This is a genomic window from Jiangella anatolica (assembly GCF_003236295.1).
Classification (GTDB): Bacteria; Actinomycetota; Actinomycetes; order Jiangellales; family Jiangellaceae; genus Jiangella; species Jiangella anatolica.
On record NZ_POTW01000028.1, the window covers coordinates 28219 to 46074 of the forward strand.

The 17856-nt window shown below is 72.1% G+C and carries 20 protein-coding genes; 5 read left to right on the plus strand and 15 right to left on the minus strand.

The features are described from left to right. Positions 1 to 52: 52 nt before the first annotated feature. The gene (locus C1I92_RS13720; protein ID WP_233506978.1) at positions 53 to 319 is read right to left on the minus strand and encodes a glutaredoxin family protein; all 267 of its coding nucleotides are present in this window, start codon (positions 317 to 319) and stop codon (positions 53 to 55) included. Between the two features lie 46 nt (positions 320 to 365). Between C1I92_RS13720 and C1I92_RS13725 the strand changes: the two genes are divergently transcribed. Next, positions 366 to 1235, plus strand: coding sequence for an HAD family hydrolase (locus C1I92_RS13725; RefSeq protein ID WP_111255226.1), 870 nt, complete (start codon positions 366 to 368; stop codon positions 1233 to 1235). An 84-nt stretch (positions 1236 to 1319) separates the two neighbouring features. Here the strand turns inward: C1I92_RS13725 and C1I92_RS34425 are convergent, their stop codons facing one another. The 10 genes from C1I92_RS34425 to C1I92_RS13770 all read right to left on the minus strand — a co-directional run bounded on the left by C1I92_RS34425 (position 1320) and on the right by C1I92_RS13770 (position 9187). Further along, the gene (locus tag C1I92_RS34425; protein ID WP_438940530.1) at positions 1320 to 2177 is read right to left on the minus strand and encodes a lysophospholipid acyltransferase family protein; all 858 of its coding nucleotides are present in this window, start codon (positions 2175 to 2177) and stop codon (positions 1320 to 1322) included. A gap of 46 nt (positions 2178 to 2223) precedes the next feature. Continuing rightward, the gene (locus tag C1I92_RS34430) at positions 2224 to 3258 is read right to left on the minus strand and encodes an NAD-dependent epimerase/dehydratase family protein (protein ID WP_199521201.1); all 1035 of its coding nucleotides are present in this window, start codon (positions 3256 to 3258) and stop codon (positions 2224 to 2226) included. A 68-nt stretch (positions 3259 to 3326) separates the two neighbouring features. After that, positions 3327 to 3428 (minus strand): 30S ribosomal protein bS22, encoded by a 102-nt coding sequence (locus C1I92_RS13735; protein ID WP_074946526.1) that lies wholly within the window; start codon positions 3426 to 3428, stop codon positions 3327 to 3329. A gap of 104 nt (positions 3429 to 3532) precedes the next feature. Continuing rightward, complete coding sequence (locus C1I92_RS13740) at positions 3533 to 3751, minus strand: helix-turn-helix domain-containing protein (RefSeq protein ID WP_111255227.1); 219 nt, start codon at positions 3749 to 3751, stop codon at positions 3533 to 3535. Positions 3752 to 4084: 333 nt separating this feature from the next. Continuing rightward, on the minus strand, positions 4085 to 5263 hold the full coding sequence (locus C1I92_RS13745; protein ID WP_111255228.1) for an acetoin utilization protein AcuC: 1179 nt from the start codon (positions 5261 to 5263) through the stop codon (positions 4085 to 4087). Positions 5264 to 5265: 2 nt separating this feature from the next. Then, complete coding sequence (gene proC / locus C1I92_RS13750) at positions 5266 to 6063, minus strand: pyrroline-5-carboxylate reductase (protein WP_111255229.1); 798 nt, start codon at positions 6061 to 6063, stop codon at positions 5266 to 5268. Between the two features lie 2 nt (positions 6064 to 6065). Beyond that, entirely contained in the window at positions 6066 to 6995 is a 930-nt protein-coding gene (locus tag C1I92_RS13755) for a proline dehydrogenase family protein (protein WP_111255230.1), read from the minus strand. A 69-nt stretch (positions 6996 to 7064) separates the two neighbouring features. After that, on the minus strand, positions 7065 to 7793 hold the full coding sequence (locus tag C1I92_RS13760) for an ABC transporter permease (RefSeq protein WP_111255231.1): 729 nt from the start codon (positions 7791 to 7793) through the stop codon (positions 7065 to 7067). Further along, a complete protein-coding gene (locus C1I92_RS13765; RefSeq protein ID WP_111255232.1) occupies positions 7790 to 8518 on the minus strand; it encodes an ABC transporter ATP-binding protein in 729 nt (242 codons plus the stop codon). The genes C1I92_RS13760 and C1I92_RS13765 overlap by 4 nt, the downstream gene beginning before the upstream one ends. A 60-nt stretch (positions 8519 to 8578) precedes the next feature. Beyond that, positions 8579 to 9187 (minus strand): TetR/AcrR family transcriptional regulator, encoded by a 609-nt coding sequence (locus tag C1I92_RS13770; protein ID WP_199521203.1) that lies wholly within the window; start codon positions 9185 to 9187, stop codon positions 8579 to 8581. A gap of 210 nt (positions 9188 to 9397) precedes the next feature. On the opposite strand from C1I92_RS13770, the gene C1I92_RS13775 reads away from it, so the two are divergent. Beyond that, positions 9398 to 9874 (plus strand): hypothetical protein, encoded by a 477-nt coding sequence (locus C1I92_RS13775; RefSeq protein WP_111255233.1) that lies wholly within the window; start codon positions 9398 to 9400, stop codon positions 9872 to 9874. Between the two features lie 461 nt (positions 9875 to 10335). On the opposite strand, the gene C1I92_RS13780 is transcribed toward C1I92_RS13775, so the two are convergent. The 3 genes from C1I92_RS13780 to C1I92_RS13790 are packed head-to-tail and all read right to left on the minus strand — an operon-like array spanning position 10336 to position 13031. Next, a complete protein-coding gene (locus tag C1I92_RS13780; protein WP_111255261.1) occupies positions 10336 to 11193 on the minus strand; it encodes a sugar phosphate isomerase/epimerase family protein in 858 nt (285 codons plus the stop codon). A 58-nt stretch (positions 11194 to 11251) separates the two neighbouring features. Continuing rightward, positions 11252 to 12022, minus strand: a complete 771-nt coding sequence (locus tag C1I92_RS13785) for a M15 family metallopeptidase (protein WP_199521204.1) — start codon at positions 12020 to 12022, stop codon at positions 11252 to 11254. A 49-nt stretch (positions 12023 to 12071) separates the two neighbouring features. Beyond that, positions 12072 to 13031 (minus strand): Ppx/GppA family phosphatase, encoded by a 960-nt coding sequence (locus C1I92_RS13790; protein ID WP_111255234.1) that lies wholly within the window; start codon positions 13029 to 13031, stop codon positions 12072 to 12074. Here C1I92_RS13790 and C1I92_RS13795 point away from each other — a divergent pair. After that, on the plus strand, positions 12990 to 13805 hold the full coding sequence (locus C1I92_RS13795; RefSeq protein ID WP_438940529.1) for a DUF3109 family protein: 816 nt from the start codon (positions 12990 to 12992) through the stop codon (positions 13803 to 13805). The two genes, C1I92_RS13790 and C1I92_RS13795, sit on opposite strands and share 42 nt — an antisense overlap. A gap of 73 nt (positions 13806 to 13878) precedes the next feature. On the opposite strand, the gene C1I92_RS13800 is transcribed toward C1I92_RS13795, so the two are convergent. After that, positions 13879 to 15456 carry an LPXTG cell wall anchor domain-containing protein gene (locus C1I92_RS13800; protein ID WP_146605137.1) on the minus strand — a complete coding sequence of 526 codons (1578 nt, stop codon included), beginning with the start codon at positions 15454 to 15456 and terminating at the stop codon, positions 13879 to 13881. Between the two features lie 202 nt (positions 15457 to 15658). Here C1I92_RS13800 and C1I92_RS13805 point away from each other — a divergent pair, with 202 nt between their 5' ends. Both C1I92_RS13805 and radA read left to right on the plus strand, forming a co-directional pair. Next, positions 15659 to 16363 (plus strand): class I SAM-dependent methyltransferase, encoded by a 705-nt coding sequence (locus C1I92_RS13805; RefSeq protein ID WP_199521206.1) that lies wholly within the window; start codon positions 15659 to 15661, stop codon positions 16361 to 16363. A gap of 35 nt (positions 16364 to 16398) precedes the next feature. Then, a complete protein-coding gene (gene radA, locus C1I92_RS13810) occupies positions 16399 to 17790 on the plus strand; it encodes a DNA repair protein RadA (protein ID WP_111255236.1) in 1392 nt (463 codons plus the stop codon). Positions 17791 to 17856 lie beyond the last annotated feature (66 nt).

A 17856-nucleotide genomic window follows, 5' to 3' on the forward strand; every position in this document is an offset into this window, starting at 1 on the left:
GCCTAGACGCTTGTGAACGTGTGCACAAAGTTGCTGTTCTGGGCTGGATGTTCTATAAGGCCCCGGTGAGAGCGCGGCGCAGCCGGTCGGCGTCGACCCGCCAGAAGTCGTGCTGGGCTCCGTCGACGAACGTGACGGGGATCTGCTCGCCGTAGCGCCGCTGCAGCTCCGGATCGCCGTCGATGCTGCGCTCCGTCCACCCGACGCCCAGCTCCGCGCACACCGCCGCGACCACCGCGCGGGCGTCGTCGCACAGGTGGCAGCCGGGCCGGCCGAGCAGCAGCACCCGAGCGCCCGGGCTCTCGTTCGTCTCCGTCACGGAGTCAACGGTACGCAAGCCCCTCTCGTGGCTAGTCTTGGCGACCATGCCGGGTTTGCGCTTGCGCAGGGAACGGACCGGGACCGCGTCGCAACGGGCGCGGGCCGACGTCGCGGCCAGCACCGCGGAGGCGATCGCCGGCATCGAGCTGCCCTCCGACGCCCGCGCGGCCGCCTTCTTCGACCTGGACAACACCGTCCTGCGCGGCGCCTCGCTGTTCTACCTCGCCCGCGGCATGCACCAGCGTGGGTTGCTGCGCACCAGCGACATCCTCCGCTTCGGCCGGCAGCAACTGCAGTTCGCGCTCGGCGCCGAGGACCCCGACCACATCGTCGAGGCGCGGGCGGCGGCGCTGTCGTTCATCGCCGGGCGGTCGGTCGAGGAGCTGTCGCGGGTCGGCGAGGAGATCTTCGAGGAGCTGATGGCCGACAAGATCTGGCCCGGAACCCAGGCGATCGCGCAACTGCACATCGACCAGGGCCAGCGGGTCTGGCTGGTGACGGCGGCGCCGGTCGAGGTGGCGACGATCATCGCCCGGCGACTGGGTCTCACCGGTGCGCTGGGCACCGTCGCCGAACACGTCGACGGGATCTACACCGGCCGCCTCGTCGGCGACCTGCTGCACGGCGCGGACAAGGCGGCGGCCGTCCAGTCGCTGGCCGAGCGGGAGGGCCTGGACCTGCGCCGCTGCTCGGCCTACAGCGACTCGGCCAACGACATACCGATGCTCTCCCTGGTCGGCTTCCCGTGCGCGGTGAACCCGGACCGCAGGCTGCGCCGCCACGCCCGTCGCCGCGGCTGGCGGATCCGCGACTACCGCGCCCGCCGCCGCAACACGACCCTCGGCATCGCCGCCGGGACGGGCGCCGTCGCCGGCGCCGCCGTCGGCATCGTCGCCGCCCGCAAACGCCGCTAGCCCTACGCACCTCGTCCCATGATCATCAACCTTTTGAGCTGCCCTGGCGACACAAAAGGTTGATGATCATGGGAGAAGATCCCGTCAGCCGAAGGCGGGACCGCGCAGCTCCAACAACTCGGTGAGCGTCGCCTGGATGGTGTCGCGGACCTGGTCGGTCAGCTCGAACACCACCATGGGGTCGTCGGCGGCGCCGGGCGGGTAGTCGTCGGTGCGGATGGGCTCGCCGAACTCGATGATCCACTTCGACGGCAGCGGCACCAGGCCCAGCGGTCCCAGCCAGGGGAACGTCGGCGTCAGGGGGAAGTACGGCAGGCCGAGCAGCCGGGCCAGCGACTCGGCGTTGCCGATCATCGGGTAGATCTCCTCGGCGCCGACGATCGAGCACGGGATGATCGGCGCCTTGGTGCGCAGCGCCGCCGACACGAAGCCGCCGCGGCCGAACCGCTGCAGCTTGTAGCGCTGCGAGAACGGCTTGCCGACGCCTTTGAAGCCCTCGGGCCAGACGCCGACCAGCTCGCCGCCGCCGAGCAGCGCCTCGACGTCCTCGGTGCAAGCCAGCGTGGTGCCGCTCTTGCGGGCGAGGTCGGCGACGACCGGGAGCTGGAAGACCAGCGTGGCGCCGAGCGCGCGCAGGTGCCGGGCCTTCGGGTGCGTGTCGTGGACGGCCAGCTGGGTCATCAACGAGTCGACCGGCAACGTGCCGGAGTGGTTCGCCGCGACCAGGGCGGCGCCGGTGTCGGGGATGTGCTCGATGCCGCGCACCTCGACCCGGAACCAGTGCCGGTACAACGGGCGCAGCGCCGGCAGCAGCACGGACTCGGTCAGCTCCGGGTCGAAGCCGAACGGGTCGACCTCGAACTCGCCGGTCAGCCGGCGGCCGGCGAACGCGACCAGCCGGTCCAGCTGCTCGCCGTCGACGCCGAGGCGGTCGCGCAGCACCCGGCCGGCCGCGGACGCGACGCGGTCGAGCAGGCCGGGCAACGGGCTATCGGCCACGGGCGTCCTCCCCCGTCAGGACGCCGCGGACGGCGTGCTCGGCGGCGCGGACGCGGTCGCGGTCGAGCAGCCCGCCGCGGGTGCGCGCGTCGGCGAAATCGTCGAATGTCGCGACCGTGCTGTAGACGGGGTCGAACGTGAGCTGGGTGCGCATGCGGGTGGTGTCGACGCCGCGGCCGTAGGTGAGGAACCGCACGAGTGCGGCGTCCATGTCGACGATGCCGGAGCGCCGCAGGACACCGCCGACCAGCGGCGAGCCCAGCGTCGGCAGCGGCAGCGCCGGTCGCCCGGCCCGGCGCAGCGCCTGGCTGAGCACGAGGAAGCCGTCGCCGGCCACGTTGAAGATGCCGGGCCGGTGCTCCACCGTCGCCAGCCGCAGCGCGTCGACGCAGTCGTCCTCGTGCACCAGCTGGAAGCGCGGGTCGCGGCCCAGCACGACCGGCACGACGGGCAGCACGAAGTACTCCGACAGCCCGGTGCGGATCTCCGGCCCGAGCACGTTGGCGAACCGCAGGATCGTCACGCCGACGTCGGGCCGGCGCCGGGAGAAACCGCGCACATACGCCTCGACCTCGCCGGCGTCCTTCTCGTAGCCGCGCCGCGAGTTCGCGCCCGAGACCATGTCCTCGGCGAACAGCGCCGGCGACTGCGGACCGGACCCGTACACCGTCGTGGACGACTTCACCACGACCTTGCGCACCGACGACGAGCGCTGGCAGGCGGCCAGCAGCTGCATCGTGCCGATGACGTTGATCTCCTTCTGCGGCGTGCGCCCACCGGCGTCGGCGCGCGTCGCGAGGATGTTCATGTGCACGACGGTGTCCGGCGCGACGCGGTCGATCGCGCGGCCGATGTCGGACGTGCGGATGTCGGCGCGGACGAACTCGGCGCCGCCGATGCTCTGCGTGGGCTCGACGAGGTCGACGCCGACGACGCGGCTGATCCCCGCGTCGGCCGAGAGGCGCTCGGCCAGCCGGGCGCCCAGATACCGGGCGACCCCGACCACCATCACAACCCTGGACACGTGCGTACCGCTTTCCCCGAGGCGCCCGGGCCGCGCAGGCACCACTCCCACGCGGCCGGCGGAGTGACTTACTTGCCCATGCGGCGACGCTGCACGCGTGTCCGACGCAGGAGCTTGCGGTGCTTCTTCTTCGCCATCCGCTTGCGGCGCTTCTTGATCACAGAGCCCACAGGGCACCCTCACTCGCAGGTCGACTGAGACGCGCGACAGCCGCGCGACCGGCCAAGCCTACCGGGCAGCCCGGGGGCGTCGTCCAATCCGGGTGACGACGGCGTCAGCCGGCTTCCATGCCGCGCACGTAGGAGTCGCGCAGGTACTCGTGCACAGCGCTCTCCGGGATGCGGAACGACCGGCCCACCTGCACCGCCGGCAGCGTACCCGCGTGGACGAGGCGATACACCGTCATCTTGGACACCCTCATCGCCGTCGCCACCTCGGCGACGGTCAGGAAACGCACCTCTCCGAGAGGTGCCTCGGGCCCGCTGGTTGTCATCGCTCCTCCACGTTACGTGTGAGGTTGATGCTAGTGGCGGATGTGACAGATGGGAAAGGGGGATCGAGAAGTGAATCCGTCTCGACGGCGGATTGATCCGTTCTCGTGACTGTTTGGGGCGCCTGGTCCGCTCGTGCCTCTGTCCGCCGGCGGGAGGGGGATGCCGGCCCCGCCCGCCTCGCTCGTTCCTCGCTCGGACGCCCGCAGCCTACCCCTGCCGGCATCCCCCTCCCGCCGGCTCTGTTTGCTCACGGGTGCGGCGCTCCGCCGCTCACTCGTACGGCTCACTCCGCTCCTTCGCCCTGCTTCCCTTCTCGGTTCCCTTTCCCTCTTCTAGTAGGTGGGGTCGAGGGCGTGGGCTGGGAAGACGGCCGCCCTTGTGGCGAGGATGGCTTGGTCGAGGGGGTTGGCGGGGTCGTAGCCGTCGGTCCAGTCGGCGTGGGCCGGGGAGCCGCCGTCGGTCATGCGCCGCGGGGCCTGGTGGTGGTAGGTGGTCTGGATGTGGGAGCGCCAGGCCTCCGGGGTCGGCGTCGCCGGGTCGATGGGGCGTTCGGCGGCGATGGCCAGGAGGTGGGTCCAGGCTCGCGGCACGACCTCGACGAGGGCGTAGCCACCGCCGCCGGTCGCCACCCAGCGGCCGTCGCACAGCTCGTGGGCCAGGTCGTGCAGCACGCGGTAGGACTCGATCTGGCCGTCGATGGTCAGCGCGAGGTGGGCGAGCGGGTCCTCCAGGTGGCTGTCGCAGCCGTGCTGGGTGAACAGCACCTGCGGCTGCCAGGACCGCAGCAGCGGCGGCACGACGGCGTGGAAGGCGCGCAGCCAGCCGGCGTCCGACGTCCCGGGAGGCAGCGCGACGTTGACGGCGCTGCCCTCGGCGCCCGGGCCGCCGGTCTCGGTCGGATAGCCGGTGCCGGGGAACAGCGTGTGCGGCGACTCGTGCAGGCTGATCGTCAAGACCCGCGGGTCGTCGTAGAAGACGGCCTGGACCCCGTCGCCGTGGTGGACGTCGACGTCGACGTAGGCGACCCGCTCGGCGCCCGCGTCCAGCAGCGCGGTGATCGCCAGAGCCGGGTCGTTGTAGACGCAGAAGCCGGACGCGGCGGCCGGCATCGCGTGGTGCAGCCCGCCCGCGACGTTGACGCCGTGCAGCGCGGCGCCCGACCACACCGCCCGGGCCGCCGCGATCGTCCCGCCCGCCACCAGCGCGCTCGCGTCGTGCATGCCCGCGAAGCAGGGATCGTCGCTGGTGCCCAGGCCGTGCGCGAGGTCGACGGTGTCCGGGTCGGCCGACGCGGCCTTGACGGCGTCGACGTAGTCCGCGGTGTGCACGGTGTGCAGCGTCGCGTCGTCGGCCGGGACCGGCGCCTCGACGTGCACGCCGTCGCCGTCGAGCACGCCCAGCTCGCGGGCCAGCCGGATGGTGAGGTCGACGCGGACCGGGTTCAGCGGGTGCCCGCGGCCGAAGTCGTAGCCGGTGAGTGCGTCGGACCAGGCGACGTGCACGGTGTGCATCGTCAGGCCGGTTCGCCGGACGACAGCGCGCGGGACCGGTCCCGGGCCGCCTCGGCCGCGGCGAGGAAGTCGGCGCGGACCTTGCCGTCGTCGAGCCGTCGCAGCGCCGCCGCCGTAGTGCCGCCGGGCGACGTCACCCGCTCGCGCAGCACGGTCGGGTGCTCGCCGGTCTCGCGCAGCAGCTTGGCCGAGCCGGAGAGCGTCTGCACGACCAGCTCCGTCGCGGTCGGGCGCGGCAGGCCCAGGTGCACCCCGGCCTCGATCATCGCCTCGACGACGTAGAACACGTACGCCGGGCCGGAGCCGGAGATGGCCGTGACGGCGTCCTGCTGCTTCTCCGCGACCCGGACCACGCGGCCGGTGGAGCGCAGCAGCTCCTCGGCCTCGCTCAGCTGCTCCTCGCCGCTGTGCGTGCCCGGTGAGATGGCCGCCATGCCCTCGCCGACCAGTGCCGGCGTGTTCGGCATCGCCCGCACGACCGCGACGCCGTCGGGCAGCCGCGCCTCGATGAACGCCGTGGTGATGCCGGCCGCCAGCGACACGAACAGCTGCCCCTGCCGCGCCGACGCGGCGACCTCGTCCAGCAGCGGGCCGACGTCCTGCGGCTTGACCACGAGCAGGACGGTGCCGGCCCGCTTCACCGCCTCGGCGTTGCCGACCACCTCGACGCCGTAGCGCTCGGTCAGCTCGGCCGCGCGGTCCGCGCGCTTCTCGCCGACCAGCAGGCCGGACGCGGGCCGCGCCTGCAGGATGCCGGCGAGCAGCGCCTCACCCATCACGCCGGCGCCCAGGATCGCCACTGTCACTTGGAGCTCGCCACCGATCGCAGGAAGAGGGACAGGTTGGCCGGCCGTTCGGCCAGCCGGCGGACCAGGTACCCGTACCACTCGGGGCCGTAGGGGACGTAGACGCGGACCCGCTCGCCGGCCCGGACCAGCCGGCGCTGCTCGCGGCCGCGGATGCCGTAGAGCATCTGGTACTCGTAGCTGCCCTGCTCGCGGCGGTGCCGGGCGGCCAGCGAGCCGGCGATCTCGACCAGCCGCGGGTCGTGGGTGGCGATCATCGGGTAGCCGTCGCCGGCGAAGAGCACCTTCATGCAGCGCACGTACGAGCGGTCGACGTCGCCGCGGTCGCGGTAGGCGACGCTCTCGGGCTCGTCGTAGGCGCCCTTGCACAGCCGCACCCGCGAGCCGGCGTGCGCGAGGTCGCGGCAGTCGGCCTCGGTGCGCTTGAGGTGCGCCTGCAGCACCGCACCGACGTCGGGGAAGTCGGCGCGCAGGTCGCGCACGACGTCGAGGGTGGCGTCGGTGGTGGTGTGGTCCTCCATGTCGACGGTCACCGTGGTGCCGGCGTCGGCGGCGGCCTGGCAGATCTGCTGGGCGTTCTCCAGCGCGATGGCCGGGCCGTCGGCCGGCAACGCCCGGCCCAGCGCGGACAGCTGCACCGACACCTCGACGTCGGTGGTCAGCTCGGCCTTGTGCAGCGCCTCGAGCAGCGTGACGTAGGCCTGCGCGACGGCGGTGGCCCGGGCCCGGTCGCGGACGTCCTCGGCCAGGTGGTCGATGGTGACGGCGAGGCCCTCGCCGGCCAGCTCACCGGCCACCCGCACGACGTCGCTCTGCTCGGCGCCGCCGACGTAGCGCGCGGCGGCGTTGCGGGTCAGCGGGAGACGCTCGACGGTGTGCCGCAGCCGGTCGCTCCGCGCGGCGCCCAGCAGCGCCGAACGCACCATCGTCACTGCCAAGGCGGTGCCCTCTCGTCAGACGGGTAGCCGGACCCCGCCAGCGTACGGCAACCGACGTCAGGGGGTGCGGCGACGCAGCGTGGCCGCGCCGAGCGCCAGCAGCACCACCGAGAAGCCCAGCACGATGCCGATCTGGCCCCACACCTGCGGGTCGGTACTGGTCTGCACCTCGCTCATCGCGTCGACGGCGTACGACAGCGGCAGCACGTTCGAGACCGCCTCGAGCACGTCCGGCAACTGGTCGCGCGGCACCAGCAGCCCGCAGAGCAGGAACTGCGGGACGATCAACGCCGGCATGAACTGGACGACCTGGAACTCCGTCGACGCGAACGCGCTGACGAACAGCCCGAGCGCGACGCCCAGGAGCGCGTCGAACACCGCGACGGCGATCAGCAGCCAGGCCGGCCCGGCCGTGTTCAGGTCGAGCAGGCCGATCGCGACCGACGCCGTGATCAGCGCCTGCACCAGCGCGACCAGCCCGAACGCCAGCGCGTAGCCGGCCAGGAAGTCGAACTTGCCGGTCGGCATCGACAGCAGCCGCTCCAGCGTCCCCGACGTCCGCTCGCGCAGCGTCGCGATCGACGTCACGAGGAACATCACCAGGAACGGGAAGATCGCCAGCAGCGCCGGGCCGATCCGGTCGAACACGGCGCCGCCGTCGTACATCCACCACAGCAGCGTCAGCAGCAGGCTCGGCACGACGAGCATCAGCGCGATCGTGCGCGGGTCGTGCCGCAGCTGGTTCAGCACCCGGGCGGCCGTGGCCAGCGTGATCCGCGGGGTCATGACGGCACCTCCTGCTCCGCCTTCTCGACCAGGTGCAGGAACGCGCCCTCGGCGTCGGCCGCGCCGGTGCGGGCCAGCAGCCCGGGCAGCGTGTCGTCGGCCAGCAGGCGGCCCTCGCGCAGCAGCACCAGCCGCTCGCACCGTTCGGCCTCGTCCATCACGTGACTGGACACCAGCAGCGTGGCGCCGTCGGCGGCGAGGCGGTTGAACAGCTCCCACAGCTGCACCCGCAGCACCGGGTCCAGGCCCACCGTCGGCTCGTCCAGGACCAGCACCTCCGGGCGGCCCAGCAGCGCCGTCGCCAGCGACACCCGCGACTCCTGCCCGCCGGACAGCCGCCCGACCAGGTGGTCGGCGTGCGAGCCGAGGTCGACCTGCTCGATCGCACGGTCGACGTCGCTGATCGGGGCGCCGAGGACGCGCGCGTAGTAGCGCAGGTTCTGCCGGATCGTGAGGTCGGCGTAGACGCTGGGCGCCTGCGTGACGTAGGCGACGCGGTCGCGCAGTTGCTTGTCACCGGCCGGCAGGCCGAGCACCTCGACCGTCCCGCCGGCCACCTTCTGGACGCCGACGATGGCGCGCATCAGCGTCGACTTGCCCGAGCCGGACGGGCCGAGCAGGCCGGTCAGGCTGCCACGCTGGATGTCCAGGTCGAAGTCGTCGAGGACCGTCAGCGATCCGCGGACCACCCGTAGCCCGCGGATCCGGATGGCTAAATTCATCATGTGTTGAATAATGCGGGCATGGGCGACCCGCGTCAAGCGGTCAGCGAGTTGCCCCGGGGCCTACTCGCCCGGCTCGAAGGGGCCGTCGTGGTAGCGCTGCAGCACCGGCGCAACCAGCCGGACCAGCTCCTCGTCCGACACCGACGCGAGCGGCTCCAGCTTCACCACGTACCGGACGATCGCCAGCCCGATGAGGTGCGACACCATTGCCTCGGCCCGCAGCGCCCCGTCCGGGACGCCCTGGAACGCGACCAGGGCGCGGCCCAGAATGGCCCGGGTCACGAACTGCCGCAGCAGCAGCGCGGCGGTCTCGTGCTGCATGGCCGAGCGGAGCAGCGCGAGGATCGGCCCCCGGCCGGCGGGCTGCTCCCACACGCTCAGGAACGTGCGGATCGCCCGCTCACCGACGCCGACGCCGGTGCTGTCGTCGGCGATCGCGTCGGCGATGAGCGCCGGATCCCACGGGATCTCCATCGCGGCCAGGAACAGCTTCTCCTTGGTCCCGAAATAGTGGTGGACGAGCGCCGGGTCGACGCCCGCGGCTGCGGCGATGGCCCGCACGCTGGCGCCGTCATAGCCCCGCTCGCCGAAGACGGCGCGGGCCGCGGCCAGGATCTCGCCCTTGGTGTCCGGCGCGCCGCGACGGCGTCCGGATCTGCCCCTCAGCACCTTCCCCACAATTCCGGCATCCTATCCGCTCGCGAAGAAATCGTCCGTCAACACCCCTAAACACCTTTTCTGGAGAACGCGCCACACCAATTAGGTGACTCTCCGACAACACGCTTGACATAGACCGTCCATCAGTCAAAGCTTTCGTGCTGATGCGCATCAAGCACAACCGACCGCAACACAACGCGTGATCATTCAAGGAGTATTCTGGTGAAGAACGTACTGCGCGGCGCCGTCGTCGCTGGTGTGGCGTTCGCAGCCTCCATGGGCATCGGGGCCACGGCCTCCGCGGCCCCGGAGGTTCCGGGTGTCGACTCCCTTCCGGAGATCGACGTCCTGAACAACGCCTGCATCCTGCCGTGGTTCTGGCAGGGCCCGGTCAACTTCATGGTCGAGGACCAGTACGGGTCGTACTCGGCCTGTAACGGTGCGGCCGAGGACACCGAGGGCAGCGACATCCTGAACAACGCCTGCATCCTCCCCTGGTTCTGGCAGGGCCCGTTCAACGTCCTGCTGGGCAGCCAGGCCGGCGACTACGCAGCCTGCAACGGCTCCGAGGAGATCCCGGCCGACGTCCAGGAGCAGCTGGAGAGCCTGCTGCCCGAGGGTGTCGCGCCCGAGGACCTCACCGAGCAGGAGCTGCTGGAGCTGCTGCCCGAGGGCACGCAGCTGCTGCCGCAGGGCTGATCCTGCGCTGAGGGCACGGGGCGGAGATTGCCAGTTTCTCCTGCGGCAATCTCCCCCGTGCTGCTCGGTTTCCTATTTCGTACCGCGAGTCGCGTCGGGGGCGGTTTGCCCTCGGCGCTTTTCGCCGTTTTGTCTTTTCGTTTGCCGGGGTTTGGTTCGCCGGGCTGCCGGTCGCCGGGAATGCCGCGTTGGCCGGCCCCCTGCTGCTCTCCATGGTCAGGGGCGCGGGAGGCCGCCTCAAGCGGACCCCTTTTGAGCGCTTCGCGCGACGGGGAGACCGCTTGACCCGGCCGCCCGCGCCCCCGGTACAGCAGCGTCAGGGGGCCGCCCCGAGGATGGGCCCGGGCTTTCCGGCTCGCTGTCCTTCTTGTCCGCTGGCCGCTGTCTGGTTCGCTGGGGGTGGCTACCGACTTCGCTGTTGTCGTTGCTCGCTGGCCGCTGTCGGGTCCGCTTCTCGTCGCTCAGCCTTCGCCTCGGGCGACCACTTCTGCCGTGCCGTCGGGGCCGACGGCGAAGGCTGTCTCGACCGATGCGGCGAGGTTGAGCCTGGTGAAGGCCAGTGCTTCGGCGAGGTCGGCTTCGCGCTCGGCCGTGTTGCGCGCCCGCCGGGTGCTCACCTCGAGGATCACCGATCCGGACCACTCGATCCGGGCCAGCCGCTCCAGCACCGCCGAGCACGGCTGGTTGCCGCGGCCCGGGATGAGGTGCTCGTCGCGCGAGGAGCCGGTGCCGTCGGTCATGTGGACGTGGGTCAGCCGGTCGCCGAGGGCCTCGGACATCTTCAGCGAGTCCATGCCCGCGACGGCCGCGTGCGAGAGGTCCAGCGTGATGTGCTCGTAAGCCTCGTCGGTGGGGTCCCAGTCCGGCGCGTAGGCGGCCACCTCACGACCGGCCGCCCGCCAGGGGTACATGTTCTCCACCGCGACGGCGATGCCGAACTCGTCCTCCAGCCGGGCCACCAGCCCGACGAAGCCGCGGGCGTACTCGCGCTGCCACCGGAACGGCGGATGCACGACGACGGTGGAGGCGCCGAGGCGGCGGGCCGCCTCCAGCGACTTCGTCAGCCGGACCGTGGGGTCCGGCGACCAGACCCGCTGCGTGATGAGGAGGCACGGCGCGTGCACGGACAGGACCGGCAGGCCGTAGCGCTCGGCCAGCCGCTCGATCTGGTCGATGTCCTGGCTGACCGGGTCAGTCCACACCATCACCTCGACGCCGTCATAGCCGAGAGAGGCGGCCATCTCGAACGCCGTCGCCGCGCCCTGCGGGTAGGTGGCGGCGGTCGACAGCCCGACCGGCGCCTCGGGGACGCGCAGCACCCCGGAGGCGCTCTGACGCAGTTCGGACACGCTCCCAAGAGTAAGCGGCCCGGCCGCCTCAGGACGCAGGAGTGAACTCCCAGTGCCAGGGCTCCGGTGTGCTGCCGCCGGGGCGGGCCCAGTCCGGGTTCTCCCAGCCGAACTCGTCGGCGTTGTCGTCCAGCCAGTCGTAGAGGGCGCCGTCGAAGGAGTTGGCGCCGCAGCCGACGTCGACGGCGAGACCCCAGCCGTGCTCGCTGGTGCCGGGCTCGGCGGCCAGGCCGGGCTTGCGGTCGGCGACGTCGACCTGGGCCTCGTAGCTGCGATACGAGTCCGTGACGCACTCGATGAGACCTTCGCCGGTCTCGGCCCGGTAGAACGCGTCGAGCGCGACGAACGAGGCGGCGGCGTCCGGACGGAGCCGCTGGCCGCTGCCGATCGCGCACAGGTGCTCGTCGCCCAGCTCGCCGTTGGCGACATCGTCGCCGGGGAGGGTGGCGTCGCAGCCGGCGACCGGCGGGAAGCCGGTGGGCGACGGCGTGGGCGTGGGGGTCGGCGTCACCGGGGCCGCGGTCGGCGACGGGGACGGAGCGGTCGTCGCCGTGCCGGCGCCGGCCAAGGGGGACGGCCCGCCGTCGTCGCCGCGGGCGGGGCCGCCGGCGGCCTCCTCGCGTAGCTCGTCGATGTCGGACGGGGCCGGCGAGACGGGCGCGACGGCGGCCAGCGGGGCGGGCTCGGAGGTGAGCATCGTCGCGCCGACGGCGGCACCGGCCGCGGCGCCCGCACCGGCGACCGGCAGGACGAGCCGGCGGAAGCGGACAGGACGACGCTTGTGGCGAGCACGGGACACGAGCGACGGTCCTCCCGGGAGGTCACGGAGCGATAACGGCCAGCCGACTCTAACCCGATACGCCCGTTTCGCCGAACTCGGCCCCCTCGATCTGGTCCAGCCGGCGCAGGATGACACCCTCGCGCAGCGCCCACGGGCAGACGTCGACCTCGTCGATCTCGAACAGGTCCAGCGCGGCGTCGGCGACGATCGCGCCGGCCAGCAGCTGACCGGCCCGCCCGGACGAGACGCCGGGCAGCTTGGCCCGCTCCGACGCCGTCATGGACCCCAGCCTCTTCACCAGATCCTGCACGTCGGTGCTGCTCAGCGTGCGCCGGACGTACGGACCCTCACCGGACGGGGCGGCGCCGGCGACCCGGGCCAGCGACCGGAACGTCTTGCTCGACGCGACCGCGCGGTCCGGTCCGCCGTACCGGTTGACGTCGCCGATGATCGACGCGACCTCGGCCCGCACGTGCCGCCGCAGCGCCCGCACCTCGTCCTTGTCCGGCGGATCGCCGGTGAACCAGTCACGAGTGAGCCGGGCGGCGCCCAGCGGCAGCGACACGGCGACGTCGGGATCCTCGTCGCCGCCGGACGCCAGCTCCAGCGAGCCGCCGCCGATGTCGAGGCTCAGCAGGCGCCCCGCCGACCAGCCGTACCAGCGCCGCACCGCCAGGAACGTCAGGCGCGCCTCGTCCTCGCCGGAGAGGATCTGCAGGTCGACGCCGGCCTCCTCGCGCACCTGGTCCAGGACCGCGGTGCCGTTGACGGCCTCGCGCAGCGCCGAGGTGGCGAACGCCAGCATCGATGTCGCACCCTTGTCCTCGGCCGCCTCGACCGCCTCGCGGCAGCTCTTCACCAGGCGCTCGGCGCCCTTCGAGCTGATCGAACCGGAGTCGTCCAGCAGCTCGACCAGCCGCAGGTCGGTCTTCTGCTTGTAGGCCGGCAGCGGCCGCGCGCCCCGATGGGCGTCGACGAGCAGCAGATGGACCGTGTTGGAACCGACGTCGAGCACACCCATGCGCACGAAAAAGACGATACTCGTGGGGTGGAGCTGCGGACACACGGAGCGCGAGCCTGGGTGGAGTTCACCGATCCGGCCGACGACGGCCAGGTGCTGCGCTGCGACCTGACCTGGCTGACGTCCCGGTGGACGTGCATCTTCGGCCAGGGCTGCCCCGGCATCTACGCCGACCGCCCCGACGACGGCTGCTGCACGCACGGCGCGCACTTCTCCGACGAGGACGACGAGAAGCGCGTGCGCGGCTACGCGAGCCGGCTCGGCCCGGAGGTCTGGCAGCTACGCGACGAGGGCCTGCGCGGCGGCGTGGTCGAGACCGACGACGAGGGCGAACGCAAGACCCGCGTGGTCGACGGGGCCTGCGTGTTCCTGAACCGGCCCGGGTTCGCGGGCGGATCCGGCTGCGCGCTGCACGCCTACGCGCTGGCCTCCGGTCAGCATCCGCTCGAGACCAAGCCCGACGTGTGCTGGCAGCTGCCCATCCGGCGCGCCTACCGCGAGGCCGAGCGACCGGACGGGACGTCGTACCTCGAGATCACCATCGGCGAGTACGACCGGGCCGGCTGGGGCGCCGGCGGACACGACATGAGCTGGTACTGCACGACGGCGACCGAGGCGCACGTCGGTCGCGAGCCGGTGTACAGGTCGAACGAGCCGGAGCTGCGGGCGCTGGTCGGTGACAAGGCCTACGAGCAGCTGGCCGCGCACTGTGAGGCGTTCCTCGCCGCGCAACTGCCGCTCCTGGCGCACCCCGCGACGGCCGCGCACTCCACCGACTGACGGGGCACAGCGAGAGGCCGCCGGACCCGGACATCGTCGTCCGGGCCGGCGGCCTCTGCAGGGGAGTTACCGGTTACTGCTGGGCCTGACGGCGGTTCACCGCGACAGCGGCTGCCGCGCCGGCGAGCAGCAGGCCGGCGCCGACCAGCAGCAGCTGGCTCGACGCACCGGTGTCCGGCAGCTCGTCGCCGTCACCGGAGTCGTTCCCGGAGCCGTCCTCGGCGCCGTCCTCCGAGCCGTCGGTCTCGGTGCCGTCGGTCTCGGTGCCGTCGGTCTCGGTGCCGTCGACCTCGGTGCCGTCGACCTCGGTGCCCTCGACCTCGGTGCCCTCGACCTCGGTGCCCTCGACCTCGGTGCCCTCGACCTCGGTGCCCTCGACCTCGGTGCCCTCGACCTCGGTGCCCTCGACCTCGGTGCCCTCGACCTCGGTGCCCTCGACCTCGGTACCTTCGACCTCGGTGCCCTCGACCTCGGTGCCCTCGACCTCGGTACCTTCGACCTCGGTGCCCTCGACCTCAGTACCTTCGACCTCGGTACCTTCGACCTCGGTGCCCTCGACCTCAGTACCTTCGACCTCGGTACCTTCGACCTCGGTGCCCTCGACCTCAGTACCTTCGACCTCGGTCTCGGTCTCGGTGCCGTCGACCTCGGCCTCGTCGCTGACGTTGCAGGCCTCGTAGTAGGCCTCCTGGCTGCCGATCAGGGCGTTGATCGGGCCCTGCCACAGCCACGGCAGCACGCACGCGTCGTTGAGGACGTTGATGCTCCCGCTGTCGCTCTCCGCGGCGACGAGGCTGCTCAGGAGGTCCGTCGACGGCGCGTCGGCGCCGCTGCAGGCGGTGTAGTGGGCCGACTGCGAGCCCAGCACCGCGTTGATCGGACCCTGCCACATCCACGGGGCGGCGCAGGCGTTGTTCAGCAGGTTGACACCGTCGCCGGTCAGCGTGCCGTCGCTGTTGCAGGCGGCGTAGTGCGCGGACTGACCGTCGCTGAACCCGTTGACCGGGCCCTGCCACAGCCACGGCAGCGCGCAGGCGTTGTTGCCCACGTTGAGGCCGTCGCCGTAGGTGGTGCCGTCACTGTTGCAGGCGACGTAGGTGGCCTCCTGGCCCTCGACGAACACGTTCGCCGGGCCCTGCCACAGCCACGGCAGAGCGCACGCGCCGTTCAGCACGTTGATGCCGTCGCCGTACGTGGTCTCTTCGGTGTTGCAGACCACGTAGTAGGCCGCCTGGTCCTCCGTCGCGCCGTTGGCCGGACCCTGCCAGAGCCAGGGCGCCGCGCAGGCGTTGTTGAGGACATTGATGCCATCGCCGTACGAGTCGGCCCCGTTGTTCAGGACGTTGATCCCGTCACCGATGGCAATGCCGGTGTTGCCGTTGCAGGCTTCGTAGTAGGCCTCCTGCCCACCGACGAAGATGTTGAACGGGCCCTGCCAGAGCCAGGGCAGCGCGCAGATGCTGTTGCCGACCTCGATGTCACCGAGGCCGAGCGTGTCGAGCAGGCCGTTGGCCTCGTCGACGCTGGTGATCTCGGTGGGGAGCTCGAGGTTCTTCCCCTCCTCGGCCGTGGCCGCCGGCACGCTCAGGGCGAAACAGGCGGCGAGCGCGGCGCCGGCCACAACGGCGCCACGCAGCACTGTCTTCAACACAATTCTCCTCAAATCATTCGAAAGGTCTTTCCCAAGGCAACCTGTTTTCTGGGTGCCCGCCAGGGAGTACATTTGACGCCCTGGCCAGGAGTGTCAAGGTACTCTACTAAAGGTCAATCATCTAGGTGACATACCGGTGACAGTGGTTTTCTGAATACCCTTTGTGCCCGAATTGGCCGACAGCGTCTGCAATGATTGTTCTGTGCGCCGTGACGTGATCCCGAGCCCGAACATCTGGCACCATCCGGACGTCTACGAAATCGAGAACCGCGGGGTCGATCCCGGCGGTGTCATCGAGGCCGCGATGCTGGGCATCCACGACTGGGCCGGCCTCGAGGTCCTCGACGTCGGCTGCGGCGCCGGCTTCCACCTCCCCCGGTTCGCCGCGTCGGCCCGCCGGGTCGTCGGCGTCGAGCCGCACCCGCCACTGGTGCGCCGGGCGCAGGCGCGGGTCGCCGCGCTGCCGGCCGCGGTCCGCTCCCGCATCACCGTCGTGCGCGGCAAGGCCCAGCAACTGCCGCTCCCGCCGGCCTCGGTCGACGTCGTGCATGCGCGGTGGGCCTACTTCTTCGGCCCGGGCTGCGAGCCCGGCCTCGCCGAGCTGTCCCGGGTGGTGCGGCACGGCGGCACCGCGTTCGTCATCGACAACGACGCCACCCGCTCGACCTTCGGCCGCTGGTTCCGCACCGCGCTGCCGAAGTACGACCCCGAGGCGGTGGAGCGCTTCTGGGCCCGCCAGGGCTGGCACCGCGAACCGCTGACGATGCGCTGGGAGCTGCCCGACCGCGCCGCCTTCGAGGCCGTCGTCCGCATCGAGTTCGACCCGGCGAACGCCGACGCCATCCTCGCCGAGCACGCCGGCAGCTCCGTCGACTACGCCGTGAACCTCTTCTGGCGCCGCTTCTGAGGCCGTTGTCGGTGCGGCCGACTAGCGTTCGTGCCATGGCGAAGGCGAAGACGACCGCCCCGGTGTTCCGGTGCTCGGAGTGCGGCTGGTCCACGGTCAAGTGGGTCGGCCGGTGCGGCGAGTGCCAGGCGTGGGGGACGGTCGAGCAGGCCGGCGCGGCGAAGGCCGGCGTCACGGCGGCGGGACCCGTCACCGAGGCGGCGCGGCCGATCGGCTCGGTCGCCATCGAGGCGGCCCGGTCCCGGCCGACCGGCGTCGGCGAGTTCGACCGGGCGCTGGGCGGCGGGCTGGTGCAGGGCGCTGTGATCCTGCTGGCCGGCGAGCCGGGCGTCGGGAAGTCGACGCTGCTGCTCGACGTGACGGCGCGGTGGGCGCACGAGGCGGGCCAGGCGCTCTACGTCACCGGCGAGGAGTCCGCGGCGCAGGTACGGCTGCGGGCCGAGCGCATCGGCGCGGTCGCCGACCACCTGTACCTGGCCGCCGAGACCGACCTGTCGGCCGTCCTCGGGCACATCGACGAGGTGCGGCCGACGCTGCTGGTGCTCGACTCGGTGCAGACGGTGTCCAGCCCGGCCGTCGACGGCGCGGCGGGCGGCGTCACGCAGGTCCGCGAGGTGGCGGCGTCGCTGATCCGGGTGGCGAAGGACCGCGGCATCGCGACGATCCTGGTCGGCCATGTCACCAAGGACGGCAGCATCGCGGGGCCGCGGGTGCTGGAGCACCTGGTCGACGTCGTGCTGCACTTCGAGGGCGACCGGCACTCGCGGCTGCGACTGGTGCGCACGGTGAAGAACCGGTTCGGCCCGGCCGACGAGGTCGGCTGCTTCGACCTGACCGACACCGGCATCTCGTCGCTGGCCGACCCCACCGGGCTGTTCCTGAGCCGGCACGCCACGCCGGTGCCCGGCACCTGCATCACGGTGACGCTGGAGGGCCGGCGGCCGCTGCTGGGCGAGGTGCAGGCGCTGGTGGCGGCGTCGGCGCTGGCCACGCCGCGGCGGGCGAACAGCGGGCTGGACTCGTCCCGGGTGGCCATGGTGCTGGCGGTGCTGGAGCGACGCGGCCAGGTGCGGCTGAGCAACAGCGACGTGTACACGTCCACCGTCGGCGGGGCGAAGCTGTCCGAGCCGTCCACCGATCTGGCGCTGCTGCTGGCAGTGGCCAGCGCGGCGTCGGGCACACCGCTGCCGGCCGGGCTGACGGCGCTCGGCGAGGTCGGCCTGGCCGGCGAGATCCGCCGGGTGTCCGGCCTGAACCGGCGGCTGGCCGAGGCCGAGCGCATGGGGTTCACGACGGCGCTGGTGCCGGCCGACCCCGGCCCGGTCCCCGGCGGCATCCGCGTCGTCGAGGTCACCGACGTGGGGCAGGCGCTGGCGGCGTCCGGCCGCAATGCCGGATTGGCCGCGGATTCGCCCCAGCGCACCTGAATCGTTGCGTGGTATTGACGTGATCGCGGCAGCGCAGCGGCACTTCACGCCCTAGACTGTTCTATC